The 14,450-nt window shown below is 71.2% G+C and carries 13 protein-coding genes; 5 read left to right on the top strand and 8 right to left on the bottom strand.

Going from position 1 to position 14,450, the window contains the following annotated elements:
* The first annotated feature begins 191 nt into the window (after nt 1–191).
* On the top strand, nt 192–1,175 hold the full coding sequence (locus FBY41_RS05475; RefSeq protein ID WP_141842326.1) for a helix-turn-helix transcriptional regulator: 984 nt from the start codon (nt 192–194) through the stop codon (nt 1,173–1,175).
* Here FBY41_RS05475 and FBY41_RS05480 read toward each other — a convergent pair.
* The 7 genes from FBY41_RS05480 to FBY41_RS05510 form a co-directional block, all read right to left on the bottom strand.
* Nucleotides 1,153–2,553, bottom strand: a complete 1,401-nt coding sequence (locus tag FBY41_RS05480; protein ID WP_260439573.1) for an acyltransferase family protein — start codon at nt 2,551–2,553, stop codon at nt 1,153–1,155. The genes FBY41_RS05475 and FBY41_RS05480 overlap by 23 nt on opposite strands.
* A 190-nt stretch (nt 2,554–2,743) precedes the next feature.
* Nucleotides 2,744–3,028, bottom strand: coding sequence for a DUF6458 family protein (locus FBY41_RS05485; RefSeq protein ID WP_141842328.1), 285 nt, complete (start codon nt 3,026–3,028; stop codon nt 2,744–2,746).
* 72 nt (nt 3,029–3,100) lie between these two features.
* Entirely contained in the window at nt 3,101–3,967 is an 867-nt protein-coding gene (locus FBY41_RS05490; RefSeq protein WP_141842329.1) for a hypothetical protein, read from the bottom strand.
* 38 nt (nt 3,968–4,005) lie between these two features.
* Complete coding sequence (locus FBY41_RS05495; protein WP_141842330.1) at nt 4,006–5,877, bottom strand: NHL domain-containing thioredoxin family protein; 1,872 nt, start codon at nt 5,875–5,877, stop codon at nt 4,006–4,008.
* The gene (locus tag FBY41_RS05500; protein ID WP_141842331.1) at nt 5,874–6,680 is read right to left on the bottom strand and encodes a carbon-nitrogen family hydrolase; all 807 of its coding nucleotides are present in this window, start codon (nt 6,678–6,680) and stop codon (nt 5,874–5,876) included. Before FBY41_RS05500 ends, FBY41_RS05495 begins: the two co-directional genes overlap by 4 nt.
* A gap of 19 nt (nt 6,681–6,699) precedes the next feature.
* Nucleotides 6,700–6,897, bottom strand: a complete 198-nt coding sequence (locus FBY41_RS05505; RefSeq protein ID WP_141842332.1) for a DUF6767 domain-containing protein — start codon at nt 6,895–6,897, stop codon at nt 6,700–6,702.
* Nucleotides 6,898–7,151: 254 nt separating this feature from the next.
* Nucleotides 7,152–9,182 carry a bifunctional copper resistance protein CopD/cytochrome c oxidase assembly protein gene (locus FBY41_RS05510; protein WP_141842333.1) on the bottom strand — a complete coding sequence of 677 codons (2,031 nt, stop codon included), beginning with the start codon at nt 9,180–9,182 and terminating at the stop codon, nt 7,152–7,154.
* Nucleotides 9,183–9,208: 26 nt separating this feature from the next.
* On the opposite strand from FBY41_RS05510, the gene FBY41_RS05515 reads away from it, so the two are divergent.
* Nucleotides 9,209–10,069, top strand: coding sequence for a maleylpyruvate isomerase family mycothiol-dependent enzyme (locus tag FBY41_RS05515; protein ID WP_260439574.1), 861 nt, complete (start codon nt 9,209–9,211; stop codon nt 10,067–10,069).
* Between the two features lie 161 nt (nt 10,070–10,230).
* On the top strand, nt 10,231–11,019 hold the full coding sequence (locus tag FBY41_RS05520; protein WP_141842334.1) for a sigma-70 family RNA polymerase sigma factor: 789 nt from the start codon (nt 10,231–10,233) through the stop codon (nt 11,017–11,019).
* 94 nt (nt 11,020–11,113) lie between these two features.
* Here the strand turns inward: FBY41_RS05520 and FBY41_RS05525 are convergent, their stop codons facing one another.
* Nucleotides 11,114–11,863, bottom strand: coding sequence for an ANTAR domain-containing protein (locus FBY41_RS05525; RefSeq protein ID WP_141842335.1), 750 nt, complete (start codon nt 11,861–11,863; stop codon nt 11,114–11,116).
* Nucleotides 11,864–12,108: 245 nt separating this feature from the next.
* Between FBY41_RS05525 and FBY41_RS05530 the strand changes: the two genes are divergently transcribed.
* Together FBY41_RS05530 and FBY41_RS05535 are read left to right on the top strand one after the other, a co-directional pair.
* The gene (locus FBY41_RS05530; RefSeq protein ID WP_141842336.1) at nt 12,109–12,606 is read left to right on the top strand and encodes a MarR family winged helix-turn-helix transcriptional regulator; all 498 of its coding nucleotides are present in this window, start codon (nt 12,109–12,111) and stop codon (nt 12,604–12,606) included.
* A 1-nt stretch (nt 12,607) separates the two neighbouring features.
* A complete protein-coding gene (locus FBY41_RS05535; RefSeq protein ID WP_141842337.1) occupies nt 12,608–14,329 on the top strand; it encodes an MDR family MFS transporter in 1,722 nt (573 codons plus the stop codon).
* Nucleotides 14,330–14,450: the final 121 nt, after the last annotated feature.

Consider the following 14,450-nt stretch of genomic DNA (forward strand, 5'->3'; position numbering starts at 1 on the left):
GCTGGTGGGAACTCTGGAGCGCCGCCCACGACGCCGCCACCGCTTTGACCGGCGCGAAGAGGACGTGTCCGGTTCCTGCCAGCCCGACGCCGATCCCACCCTCCATCACGGCGCCGCGTCATCGCGACCCGCACGGTGAACGTGACTAGAGTCGTGCCGATCGTGCCAGGAGCAGCTGCTAAGGGGTAGGCATGCTTGAGGTCTTCGGGATCCAGTCCGTGACCGAGTCGGTGTACAGGTCCATGCTCGAGCGGCCCTCCGCCGACACCACGGAGATCGCCCGGATCGTTGGCATCTCGGTGCCACAGGTCAAGGCCGAGCTCGACCTTCTCGCCGACCTCATGCTGGTGGAGGTCGGCGCGGGGACCCGTCCCTTCCAGGCCATCCCCCCGGAGCAGGCGATCGCGGTGCTCATCGGCCGGGAGGAGGCGCGCCTCGCCGAACGCCAGCGTCAGGTGAGCGAGGCCCGTGAGGACCTGACGGCCTTGGTGGAGTCCTTCGTCACGAGCCGCACCCAGACCGACACCCAGGGCCGCGTCGAGGTCATCGACGACCCGCGTGTCGTGACCTCGCGCCTCTTCCAGCTCACTCAGGGGGCGCACGAGCGCGTGTCCTTCATGCTGCCCGGCCACGCCCTGCCGCCGGCGGCCATCGCACCCTCGGCCAGACTCGACGACGAGCTGCTCGCCCGCGGCATCCCGCTGCGCGTCGTCGTCACCGACGCCTCCCTCGATACCCCGCACTGGCGTGACCACCTCGCCCGGCAGGTCGTCCTCGGGGTCCAGGCACGCTCGCATCCGGCGCCCCCGCACCGCATGGTCATCGTCGACGGCGACGTGGCGATCCTGCCGCGCGACGAGTCGTCGGGGGCACTCGTCGTGCACGGCTGCGACCTCGTCGCCCCGACGGCCGCCCTCTTCGACGAGATCTGGCAGGCTGCGATCCCGCTGGTCCCGGACACGGCCGGGGCCCCCGAGGGCGAGTTCTCGGACGCTCGCGTGCGTCAGGTCGTGGCTCTGCTGGCCCAGGGCCAGAAGGACGAGGCGATCGCCCGACGCCTCAACGTCTCGGTGCGCACGGTGCGCCGTCTCGTCTCCGCAGCCCTGTCCGCCTTGCACGCGGAGAGCCGGTTCGAGGCCGGAGTGCTCGCCGTCAAGCGCGGTTGGGTCGTCTGACGAGCTCCGGCGCCTGGAGCAGGGCGAGCCCCACACCCAGCACCGCGAAGCCCACCGCAGGGGTCACGTCGCCGACGAGGAAGAAGACCGCCCGGTTGCCGAGCACGTCGACGCCGACGATCGACACGATGAGGATGCCGAAGAAGAGCACGGCGGCAGACACCGCGGTCACGGGGTCGACCCAGCGCCGCTGGTCGGGTGCATCCGCCGCCTCGCCCTTCCTGTCCGCCGCGCCCGCCCCGCCCGGGGCCGCGCGGTCGAAGCGCACGAAGACGAGGACGAACGCCGCCGTCACGAGAGCGAGCACCGCGAAGAGCACCGGGCGGGTCAGCCACCACAGGGGCGAGTTCACCGGTGGCTGCTCGATGCCGAGGGCGCGAGCCGTCACGAGGACCGTCATGAGGGCTGTCAGGTGCCAGAGGAAGGCCGTCATGGCGAAGGGCGAGACGAGCACCACGGCCGCCCACACGCGAGCCCGCGAGAGGGGCCGCTCCATGACGGGTCGCAGCACGACGGCAAGCCCGCAGATGCCGATGCCCTGGGCGAGCAGAGCCGCGGTCGGGGGCGCCATGTTGGAGATCTCCTCGCCGGGCAGCCCGACCATCGAGGTCGGGTAGGGCCCGACGGTCACGGCGAGGAGCATCGCGCCGTACCCGACGACCGCCATGGCCCAGCCCCGGCCCGTCGTGAGCAGGCCGTCGCGCCAAGCGAATCCGAGCTGGTGCAGCGCCAGCCACACGAGGGCGAAGTTGAGGTTGCCGACGAGCTCCGGGCCCCCGCTGAACCGCACGACGTCAACGGCGACCGCGAGCGCCACGAGCACCCCGACGACCCGAAGGCCCCACCGCTGGTGCAGATCACGCATCAGCGGGGCGAAGGCGCACGCTCCGAGGTAGATGCCGACGAACCACAGCAGCTGCGGCACCATGACGAGCGCATCGCGGGCCAGCCGGCCGACCGCATCGGGGCGGGACGTCAGTCCCGACAGGTCGGCCACGACGCCGAGGAGCAGCCACACGGCGAGGAACGCGAGGGTGGGGCGCAGGAGGCGCACGGCCCGACGGTGGAAGAACGCGGCATACCGCCCCGGGCCCGGGGGCCAGCGCCGGTCGAGCGACTCGAGGGTGTGCGCATGGGCCACCCCGCCGACGAGGAAGAAGAGCGGCATGACCTGGAGCACCCAGGTCAGCGGCTGCAGCGCGGGCACGATCGCGAGGGCGTTGGTGATCTCGAGGTCGTCGGTCAGCACGACCATGAGCCAGTGCCCGAGGATGACGACGAGCAGCGAGCCCACCCGGAGCGTGTCGACCCAGCGGTCGCGGTCGGCCGGGGTGGCCGCGGCGATGCCGGCAGCGGAGCGTGCGGGGGCTTGGCTCACACCTTCATGCAAGCACTCCGTGCGGGGCCGCGGGATGAGTTCGCCCACTCACGCCCACTCACGCCCACGAGAGACCGGAACGCACCGAGCAGTCGCCAGGTCCACGCGGCGTACCTCGTGGGTCTGACGACTGCTCGGTGTGTTTCTCGGTGGTGCTGAGTCGTGCCGGGTGGCGACGGGTTCTGCGACCTCAGTACGTGCCGTCGGTGCGCTCGACCCGACGCTCGACGACCTCGTCGCCGTCGACGCGGCGCTCGACGACGTCGGGCGTCCCACGACGCTCGGTCACCATCGTGTGCTGAGTCCGGGTGCGCTGCGCGTTCATGATGAGGGCCAGCACGATGGCGAGCGCCCCGGCGATCATGAGGATGATCCCCACCGTGTTGAGGTTGGTGTTCAGCAGGTTGCTGTCGAGCGGTGTGAAGTAGAAGATCGCACCGACGACGAGCAGGAAGATCCCGAGTCCGATGCCCATGACGTCTCCTTGGCTCATGGCACGCCACTGCGCGTGCTCCGCCTCCTCATACCCCGAGGCGCGGCCCCTTGGTCAGCGGCGCCGTGAGCGACCTGACAGCGCGACGCCGATGAGCAGCACGACCGAGACCCCCACCGCCACCGCTGCCGCGCCGTAGAGCCAGGTCGCCGAGAGGCCGTATGCCGCGTCGGCGAGCGTGCGCACGACCGGGTCCGGCACGAGGTCGATGGTGGGGGTGCGGCCGAGCATGAGGGCCAGCGCCAGTGTCACGCCGCCGAGCAGCCAGCCGAAGGCGATCCATCCGAGCGCGGGGCGGCGCCGTCTCGCGAGAGCGACCGCGAGGAGCGCGAGGGCGACGACGAGCACGGGCGCCCAGACACCCCAGGCGTGGGCGACGGCATACACCCGCTTGGCGGTGCCGAGGTCGGACGCGGCGACGAGCGGGATCTCGACCGTGGGGCGCAGCGCGGCCGGGTCCGTGACGCCGACCTGCGACAACGTCTGCTCGAGCTCGGGCAGCTCGATCGGCACGAGCATCGTCACCCGGCCCTGGCTGTCGAGGCCGGTGTCGGCGCGCCCTTCGAGCACTCCGACGAACTGCCGGTGCGTGTTGCGCAGCGCGGCCGTCCAGGCCGTCGCGACGCGAGGGTCGGCGACGACGGTCGTGGCCACCTGGCGGAGCGGGCCCTCGAGCACCTGCTCGACCGCCGGCTGCAGCTGCACCGCTCCGAGCACAGAGGTGACGATGCCGTCGGCAAGCGCCTCCTGCACCTGGGGCTGCCGGACGACCGGGCTCAGCTCGTCGACGAAGACGGTGGTGCGGGTCAGCATGAGGGACGCCCAGACCGCGACGAGCGAGAGCGGCATGAGCACCACTGCGAGCACCCCGCAGACGAGGGAGATCACCTGTCGCACGACACCGGTCGACTGCTGCGCCACGAGCTCCACCTGACTTCCAGCCGAGGGCCACGAGGCCCTCAGACTCCCCTGAGATCGAGCACCATTGTGGCATCTGCCGATTCGTCGATGATGACAGGGATCCCCCAGTCCTGCTGAAAGAGATGGCAGGCAGCATGCTCGGGCACCTCGCCCGTGTCGGGGTCGCCGTCGCAGGCGGCCGCCTGCACCGACACGTGCAACGTCCCCGCCGGTATTCCGGGTGCCAGGGTCAGCGACCGGCGCAGGCCGCGCGACCTGCCGCCTCCCGCGACGAGCAGCTCGGGCGGGCTGGCCGAGACGTCGAGCATCGTCGGGTCGCCCCACCGGTCGTCGAGCTTCTGGCCGGGCGGAGGCACGAAGGTGACCTCGAGCTCGACCGCCCCGGTGGGCAACGGCGTCTCGAGACGCTGGGTGCGCCGCGCCGGGCCGTCGACGCGCTGGGCGTCCTCGGGCAGGGCGACGCGGGTGAGCCGGTGGGCTGCGGACTCGACGACGACCAGCCTCGTCTCGGCCGTGTCGGCGTCGGTCTCGACGACGGCGCCGCTCGGCTCGGCCAGGCCCTGGGCCAGCGTCGTGACCTGACCGCTGGCGGGGTCGTAGCGCCGCATCGCGCCGTTGTAGGTGTCGCTCACTGCGACCGACCCGTCGGGAAGGACGGTGACCCCGAGGGGGTGTTGGAGCAGCGCCTGGCCCGCGTCACCATCGCGGTGGCCGAAGTCGAACAGGCCTGTGCCGACGTGGGACTCGACGACGAGCGCGCCGTCGTCGTCTCGACGGATCGATCGCAGGGCTGAGGTCTCTGAGTCGGCGACCCAGAGCCGGGTGCCGTCGGCCGAGGTCGCGAGGCCGGACGGCTGGGCGAACCACGCGTCCAAGACCGGCCCGTCGCGCAGACCCTCGTTCGTCGTGCCGGCGAGCACCTCGACGGTGCCGGCTGCGATGGTGTCGCCGGGCGTCCAGGCCCAGAGCTGGTGCGTGCCGGCCATGGCGATGACGACACGGCCCTCGAACCACGCGAGGTCCCACGGTGTCGACAGCGCCTGCTCAAGGGCGGGCCCTCCGCCGGTGCGCTCGCGCAGCTGCACGCCCGTGCCGGCGAGGACGTGAATCGAGCCGTCGGAGAAGCGGATTCCCTTGAGCTGATGATGCACCGAGTCGGCCGCGAGGAGGTCGACCCCCAGGCGATCGGCAACCTCGGGCGTCGCGAGCAGCACGCCTTGGGGCTCGGTGAGGTCACCCCGACCACCCCAGCGCGCGCGCTCGGTCTCGAGGTCCGACTCGAGGTGGACGACCTGGTGGTTCGCGGTGTCGGAGACGATGACGGAGCCGTCCGGCAGCGCGGCGGCCTTGCCCGGGAAGCGCAGCGCGGTGTCGGCCGCCGGCGGCGGCACGTAGGGGTCGTCACCCGGCTGGAGCGTGCCCTTGGCGGCGTGCTCCTCGATGAGCTCGGCGACGAGGGCGGCGAGCCCGGGCCCGTGTCCTTCCCCCGACATCGAGGCGACGACGTAGCCCTCGGGGTCGACGACGACGAGCGTCGGCCAGGCGCGGGCGGTGTAGGCCCGCCACGTCGTCAGCTCGGGGTCGTCGAGCACGGGGTGGTGGACGGCATACCGCTCGACGGCCGCGGCGAGGGCGTCGGGGTCGGCCTCGTGCTCGAACTTCGGGGAGTGCACCCCGACGATCGTCAGCGCGTCGGGGAAGCGCGCCTCGACGGGCCGCAGCTCGTCGAGGACGTGGAGGCAGTTGACGCAGCAGAAGGTCCAGAAGTCGATGACGACGACCCGCCCGCGCAGGTCGGCGAGGTCGAGTGAGCGGCCGCCGGTGTTGAGCCAGCCCCGGCCCGTGAGCTCCGGCGCGCGCACGCGCACTCGGGAGCGGAGGGTCTCGGGAGCGGCGCCGGGTGCGGTCATGGCAGCCGCCGGTCGGCGAGGACGGGGAAGGTCTTGCGCCACGTCGCGATGGCTGCGGTGTCGATGTCGATGCTCAGCACCTGCTCGTCAGCGCCGGCGGCGGCCAGAACCTTCCCGGTGGCGTCGACGACCTGGGAGTGGCCGCCCATCTCGTGACGGGCGTGGGTGCCGGCGGTGTTGCACTGGAGCACGACGCACTGGTCCTCGATCGCGCGAGCGCGCCCGAGGAGCGACCAGTGCTCGATGCGGGCCATCGGCCAGGCCGCTGGGACGACGAGCACCTCGGCGCCGGCGTCGACGAGCCTGCGGTAGAGCTCGGGGAAGCGCAGGTCGTAGCACGTGGACAGGCCGACCGTGACGGGCGCGCCACCCGCCACGGGCACGTCGAGGACGGCGAGGTCGGCACCGGCGTCGATGAGCAGCGGCTCGCCCTCGCCGAAGCCGAAGCGGTGGATCTTGCGGTAGGTCGCGACGAGCTCGCCGGCCGGGGAGAAGACGAGGCTGGTGTTCCACAGCCCCTTGTCGCCCGGCTCGAGCGGCTCGCCGCTCTCGATGATCGACCCCGCGTGCAGGGTGACGCCGGCGTCACGCGCCGCGGCTGCGAGTGCGCTGGCGACCGGACCGTCGACGGGCTCGGCGCGCTCGTCCCACCGGCGGTAGTCGAAGCCGCCGGGGGCCCAGAGCTCCGGCAGCACGACGAGGTCGTGGCCGGACTGGGCGCGCACGAGGTCGGCCGCGCGGCGGGTGCGGTCGGCGACGGACTCGTCGTCGCCATAGGCGAGCTGGATCAGGGCCACCTTCATGGCACCACTGTCACACGAGTCAGGACGCCGCGCGTACGGCCTTCCGAGTCGTGAGGACCTCACGGCGCTTCTCGGCGAGCAGCTCGCGCATCTCGTCGTCGCTCTCGACGAGGTAGACGAGTCCGCAGTCCTGCGGGCCGGTGGCTCCGGGGAAGCACAACGTGCAGGGCTCGCCCACCCGGATCGGGCACTGCGGCGTCGGCAGCCTGCGCGTCACGTCGTCACCTCCACGGCCATACTACCGTCCGTAGTAGGCGCTTCTTTCACGGTGGGCACGTGGGCACGCGACGCGTCGGATGAGTCGAGTGCCCATTTCCCGACGTGGTTCTCCGTCGGGAAAGTGAGCACTCGACTGGTCGCTGGGTCGAGTGCCCAATTCCCGACGTGGTTCTCCGTCCGAGAAGTGAGCACTCGACTGGTGGAAAGTGAGCACTCGACTGTGGCGGAGGGGCCACTCGAGGGGTGGTGGTGTCAGGCCTTGGTGCGCTGGTCGCGGTCGGCGAGCTGGGCGAGCCGGGCGTTGTATGCCGCGAGCTCCGCATCGCCGTCCCGGTCGGCCTTGCGGTCGGCTCGCACCGACTCGGCGCTGTCGGTGCGGAACCACTGCACCGCGACGATGAGCGCGAGCACGAGCGACGGGAACTCGCCGATCGCCCAGGCGACGCCGCCGCCGAAGCGCTGGTCGGCGAGGAGGTCGGGCACCCACGGGATCGCGATCGTCGGGAAGAAGTCGCCGCCGAGCAGCGCCGTGCCCGTGATCATGGCGACCCCGAAGAAGGCGTGGAAGGCGATCGTCGCGAAGAGCACGATGAGCCGCAGCGCCGGGCTCCACCGCTTGGGGCCCGGGTCGACGCCGATGAGCACCCAGGCGAAGAGGTAGCCGGTGATCATGAAGTGCGCCGTCATGAGCAGGTGCCCGGTGTGCGTCGACAGGGCGAGCTCGAACAGGCCCGTCCAGTAGAAGGCCACGAGGCTCATGAAGAAGAACGCCGCAGCGAAGATCGGGTTGCCCAGCACCACCATGACCCGAGAGTGGACCGCTCCGAGGACGAGCTCGCGCGGGCCGAGCGTGCCGTCGTGCCGCGGCCGGAGCGTGCGCAACGCAAGCGTCACGGGAGCGCCGAGCACGAGGAAGATCGGCACGACCATGGCCTCGATCATGTGCAGGGTCATGTGCCAGGAGAAGGCGACCCGGCCGTAGATGCCGAGCACGCCGTTGGTCGCGTAGATGAACAGCAGCCACCCGAGCACCCAGGTGACGGTGCGCAGCACCGGCCACGCGTCGCCCCGGCGGCGCAGGCGGATGACCCCCGCGAGGTAGAGCCCGATGGCGAGCAGGCCGACGGCGAGGAAGAGCCACTCGACCCGCCAGGCTGTCAGCCACGACATCGCCGTCGGCGCAGACGGGGCGGGGAAGCCGGTGAGGGCGAGCGCCGGCGAGGGGTCGCTCTCGACCTCCGGCACGGGTGGGGCGGTGCGGGCGAGCGCCGTCGCGATGCCGACGGCGACACCCATGACAACGGTCTCGCCCGCCGCCAGGCGCGCAAAGGCCCGCCGGCCCCCGGCGTCGATGCGGTCGAGCATCGCCCGCCGGTGCCACCAGCCGGCAGCCCCGAGGGCGACGAAGGCGAGCACCTTGGCGACGACGAGCAGCCCGTAGTCGGTCGTGAGGTCCTGCCAGCCCGAGAGGCGGGTCGAGGCCGACATGACACCCGAGACGCCGACGATGACGAAGCACCAGAGGGCCAGGGTCGAATAGCGGCGTGCGACGACCCCGAGCGAGTCTCCGAGCGCGCGGCGCAGCACGACGAGGCCGAGCAGCCCCCCGAGCCACAGCGACACCCCGACGAGGTGGGCTCCGAGCGCGTTGACGGCAGTCTCGTGGTCGGACGATCCGCCCGCGTGTCCTGCCGGGGCCAGCACGAGCACTCCGAAGAGCGCGATGACGGTGAGGGCCACCGTGGCGGCGCGGCTCGTCGCGAGTGCGGCCCAGCTGGCGACGACGAAGGCGGCGACGGCGGAGAGCAGGTTGACGCGCAGCGTGTCGATGGACCACACCGAGTCGACGAGCTGCGCGCCGAACGTGGGCTCGCTGAGCGGCATACCGGCGGCGTCGGCGAAGGTCAGCACGATGCCGACGGCCGCGGCGAGGGCCCACGTGAACGCCGACGCCGTCGCGACCTTGAGCGCGAGGGCGCGCCGCGGCTCACCCGGCTCGGCACTCGCCGCGCGCGTGGCACCCGGGATCATCGTCGCGGCGAGGAGCAGCACGCCGAGCGTCAGGGCGGCCGCGACGTCGCCGACGACCCGGACGAGCGGCAGCGCGGCACGCACGACCGGTCCGGCGTCGGTGATGCCCGCAGGCGGGGCGGCGACCGCCCCGGAGAACCGGGCCGCCACCAGGCTGGCCACCAGCCCGGCGCAGACGACGGCGACCGTGACCCCGATCGCGAGAGAGGTCCGGCGCTCCGCGGACGGGATGGCTCGCGGCACGGACGACATGGGTCAAGGGTAAGTAGTGTTGCTGCATGCCCATGCATCCGGCCGCCCCTGACGACCGCAACGGTCTCATCGACGCCCTCGACCAGACGGTCCAGTCCGTCATCGACCTGGGCTTCGGCTGCCGGGACGAGGACTTCGACCGTCCCACCCATTGCCCCGGCTGGACGGTGAAGGACCAGATCTCGCACGTCGTCGGTGTCGAGAAGTCCTTCGCCGGCATTCGCGCGGAGAAGGTCGACGTTCCCGACTACCCGCACCTGCGCCACCCCGCCGGGCGTGAGATCGAGCGTGAGGTCGAGGCCCGCCGATCGCGCACCGGACGTGAGGTCGTGGCCGAGCTCGCGGACTTCCACCCGGAGCGCATCGAGTCGTTGCGCGAGTCGCCGGCCGACCTCGACACCGTCGTCGGGGGGCCACTCGGCCCCGACACGACCCTCGGCCACCTCCTGCGGATGCGCATCATCGACACGTGGTGCCACGAGCAGGACATCCGCAACGCCCTCGACCGCCCCGGCGACCTCGACACCCCGGCCGCGGCGGTCTTCACCGAGGCCGTCCTGCGGGCCCTGCCCCGCATCGTCTCGAGGGTCGCCGGCATCGGCGCAGGGCACGCCGTCGTCATCGACGTGACCGGGCCCGTCGTCGCCCGCGAGGGGGCTCGCGTCATCACTGGCGAGGACGAGCGCCCTTACGGCGAAGCACTTTTCAGCGGCCACCACCGCCCCGACGGCGAGGAGCAGCTCGACGTCACGTCGATCAAGCTGACGACCGACGCCCTGACCCGCCGGGCCGCGGGGCGGCGCTCGACCGACGAGATCCACTACACCGTCACCGGTGACGAGGAGATCGCGCGTCGCGTCCTCGACGCGCTCGTCGTCACGCACTGACGCCGGCCATCGCGCCGGCGGCGCCCGGCGAGCAACCGGTCTTTATACACCAATTCGTGTCCCAATGGGAACCCCTGCTGCCTTGCTATTCACTGCCCAGCGGCATAGCGTCGAGGTGTCGGTCAAGCCAGCGCCGTATCGGGGGATAACCCGGAGGACCCATGACCGACATCCTGTCGGGTCCGCGCAGGGATGCGCTGACTCGAGACCTCATCTCACAGATCCGCACAGCCGAGAGCAAGACCGAACGCACCGCGGCACTGGAGAAGGTGACCCTCATCCACATGCCGCTCGCGCGCTCTCTCGCCCACCGCTACTCGGGCAAGGGACTGGACCGCGAGGACCTCGAGCAGGTCGCCTTCCTGGCGCTGCTCAAGGCCATCCAGCGCTTCGACCTCGAGAAGCCGACGGAGTTCGGCGCCTACGCGACGCCGACGATCACCGGTGAGCTGCGCCGGCACTTCCGTGACCACGGGTGGCTCGTCCGTCCGCCGCGGGAGCTGCAGGAGCGGCGCCAGCTCGTCACCGACGCCAGGTCGCGCCTCGAGCAGGAGCTCGGGCACGACCCGGCTGCTGACGAGATCGCGCACGAGCTCGAGCTCACGACCGAGTCGGTGCGCGAAGCCCAGGTGGCCGCGAGCAATCTCCGACCGGCGTCGCTCGACGCGACGACGGCTGACGGCACCCGCCCGGTGCTCGACCTCTTCGACAGCAACGGGCGCGGCAGCTCCGACCCCGCGCTCGACGAGGGCATCGTCGTGCGCACGGCTCTCGAGCGCCTGCCCGCTCGCGACCAGCGCATCGTCGAGCTGCGCTTCACCAACGACCTCACGCAGGCCGAGATCGCCCAGTCGATGGGCCTGTCGGCGATGCAGGTCAGCAGGCTGCTGCGCCGCACGCTCGACACGCTGCGCACGACGCTGGACGCCGAGGGCATCCAGTCGGCCTGAGCATCGCACCCGCGGGCGAGCCAGCTCCGTGACCTCGCGACCTGTCGCGACGACTGCGAGGTCGTCGCGACAGGTCAGCAGGGTTGACGAGGGCTCAGGAGGGTGCGGACGAGCCCGTCGCGCGGTACTGGCTCTCCTGACCCTCGACGACCTGCGCGGCCACGTGCGTGAGCTTCATGTTGAGCTCCTGCGACGTGCGGCGCAGCAGGTCGAAGGCCTCCTGGCCGTTGATGTGGTGCGCCGACATGAGCAGCCCGACCGCCTTGCCGATCTCGCGGTTGCTCTGGAGGCCCTGACGCAGGGTCGCGGCCTCCTCGCGGGCCCGGATCGCCATGAGGGCGACCGAGGCGAACGACGCGATGACGGCGCCGACATCGGCCGACTTCGTCGTCAGCCCGTTGGGGGTGTCGGAGAAGAGGTTCAGCGCGCCCACCTTGTCGCCGTCGAGGAGCAGGCGGTAGCCGATCGCGGAGCGCACCGGCGTCTCGGCCACGATGCGCTCGGTGAAGCGCGGCCAGGGCGTGCGGGCATCGGTGAGGTCGGGATCGTGCTGGTAGGCCTCGTCGAGGATGGCGTCGACGCACGGACCCTGGCCGACCTCGAGCTCGATCTGGTCGATCCGGCGGGCCACGTCATCGGTGCTCGCGGCCGTGGCGAAGCGGTCGCGCGTCTTCACGAGCAGGGAGGCACGGTCGCAACCGTCGACGAGGCGCTTGGCGGCATCGACGATGGCCTGGTGGATCGAGCCCGAGTCCGCCCCTGCATAGATGAGCGCCGACAGCTGCTGGAACACGTCGTGGATCGTCGCATCGATGGGCTGCGGTGACGGGTTCTCGCTCGACATGGGGCTCCTCTGTGGTCCTGCACCTGCATCCTGGGGGCGGCGGCTGCCGCGCATGGAGGCGCCATCATCCCACTCCCCCCGCACTACAGGCTCACACAAGCACAAACCGGACGCCGACGCGACCGGCTCCCACGACGGCACTCCGGACGCGGCCCCGGCAGCCTCGACGGAGCGCGCCTTGACGAACCCCATCCCTCGACTGATACTTGCATGCTGCAAGCAAACAATCTGAGGAGAGGCACGTCATGGCCGTCAGCGAGCAGGAGGCGAACGACGTCTTCCTGTCCCTGCTTCGGGTGCAGAAGCTGCTTCTCGCGGCCCGCCACACGGCGCCGCGGGTGCACGAGGGAGTCGACGTGACGGCATACCCCGTGCTGTTCGTCATCGCGGGCGCAGGCCCGGTTCGCGTCTCCGACATCGCGACCAGCCTGCACAGCGACGTGTCGACCGTGAGTCGACAGGTCAGCGCCCTCGCGAGCCATGGTCTCGTGGCCAAGGAGGCCGACCCCTCCGACGGGCGGGCGCAGGTCGCCTCGCTCACCGACGAGGGCCGCTCCGTGCTCACCCTCATCCAGTCGACGCGCGCCCGGTGGTTCCAGGGGCTGCTCGCCGACTGGGACGGCACCGCCGCCGCCACCTTCACCGGGCAGCTGCGCTCCCTCGGGGACGCACTCGACGCGCACCTGAGGGCCCGCGGCGAAGCCCTTCCCATCCTCCCCTTCCAGCCCACCCAGGAGAAGTGACATGGACGAACCGACAGACGGCCCGCTGCGGCTCTCGACCCCGAGTGCGCTCTCCCACAAGGAGATCGTGACGATCCTCGTCGGCCTCATGATGGGGATGTTCCTCGCGGCCCTCGACCAGACGATCGTCGCCAGCGCGATGCGGGTCATCGCGGACGACCTCAACGACCTCGCCGGGCAGGCGTGGGTCACGACGGCCTACCTCATCACGAGCACGATCACGACGCCGCTCTACGGCAAGCTCGGCGACATCTACGGCCGCAAGAAGCTCTTCATCTTCGCCATCTCGGTCTTCACCATCGGCTCGATGCTGTGCACCCTGTCGTGGTCCATCCCGTCGCTCGCGGCCTTCCGCGCAGTGCAGGGCATCGGCGCCGGCGGCCTCTTCTCGCTCGCCCTCGCGATCATCGGCGACATCGTGCAGCCGCGTGAGCGCGCGAAGTACCAGGGCTACTTCCTCGCCGTCTTCGGCACCTCGAGCGTCATCGGTCCCGTCATCGGCGGCATCCTCTCCGGCCAGGAGACCATCCTCGGCATCACCGGCTGGCGCTGGGTCTTCCTCGTCAACGTGCCGATCGCCATCGCGGCGCTCATCGTCGTGAGCCGCACCCTCCACCTCAAGCACACGCGGCTCGACCACCGTGTCGACTACTGGGGTGCACTCACCCTCACGATCGCGCTCGTGCCGCTGCTCATCGTGGCCGAGCAGGGGCGCCAGTGGGGCTGGAGCTCCCCGACCTCCATCACCTGCTACGTCATCGGCGCCGCGGGTTTCGTCGCCTTCATCCTCATCGAGCGCGCGATGGCCGAGGAGGCGCTGCTGCCGCTGCGCCTCTTCCGCAACCGCACCATCGCCTCGGCCTCGATCAGCTCGGTCTTCATCGGCATGGGCATGTTCGGCGGTCTCGCCGCGCTCCCGCTCTACCTGCAGATCGTCAAGGGGTCGAGCCCCATGGAGGCCGGCCTCCAGCTGCTGCCGATGACGCTCGGCATCATGGCCGGCTCGATCTTCTCCGGCCAGCTGATCTCGCGCACGGGGCGCTACCGCTCCTTCCCCATCATCGGGTCGGCGCTGCTCGTCGTGTCCCTCTTCGCCTTCCACTACGTCGCCGCCGACACCCCGCTGTGGAAGGTCATGATCGTGATGTTCTTCTTCGGTATCGGTCTCGGCTTCAACTTCCAGCCGCTCACCCTCGCCGTGCAGAACGCCGTCGACCGTCGCGACATGGGCGTCGCCACCTCGTCCGCGACCTTCACCCGGCAGATCGGTGGCACGCTCGGCACCGCAGTGTTCCTCTCGATCCTGTTCTCGCAGGCGGGCACGAAGATCACCGAGGCCTTCGCGGCGATCGCCCCGAGTCCCGCCTTCCAGGCGGCGCTGCGCAACCCGACGGGAGGCGACCCGGCCACGAACAAGGCGTTCGCCGAGCAGCTCCAGGCAGCCCAGCAGTCGGGTGGCGCCGGTGGCGGCATCGGTGGGGCAGCCCTGTCGGACAGCTCGTTCATCAACCAGCTCGACCCGACACTCGCCAAGCCGTTCCTCGTGGGCTTCTCCGACGCCATGTCGGTCGTCTTCCTCGTGGCCGCCGGCGTCCTCGTGCTGGCGTTCATCGCGTCACTGTTCCTCCCGCCGGTCGACCTCGGCCCGAAGCCGGGCGCCGAGGCGCAGGGGGCCGACGACGTCGCGGACGACGAGGTGAGCACGCTGGCCACCGGGCACTGACCGCTCGCCCCGCAGGCACACGAGAGGCCACTCCCGACCCCGGGAGTGGCCTCTCGCACACCGTCCGCCCCGTATGCCGTGCAGGGCGTCCGCTGTCGCGTGCTCTCCCGCGCGGCGAACG

This window comes from Humibacillus xanthopallidus, from assembly GCF_006716675.1.
Lineage (GTDB): Bacteria > Actinomycetota > Actinomycetes > Actinomycetales > Dermatophilaceae > Humibacillus > Humibacillus xanthopallidus_B.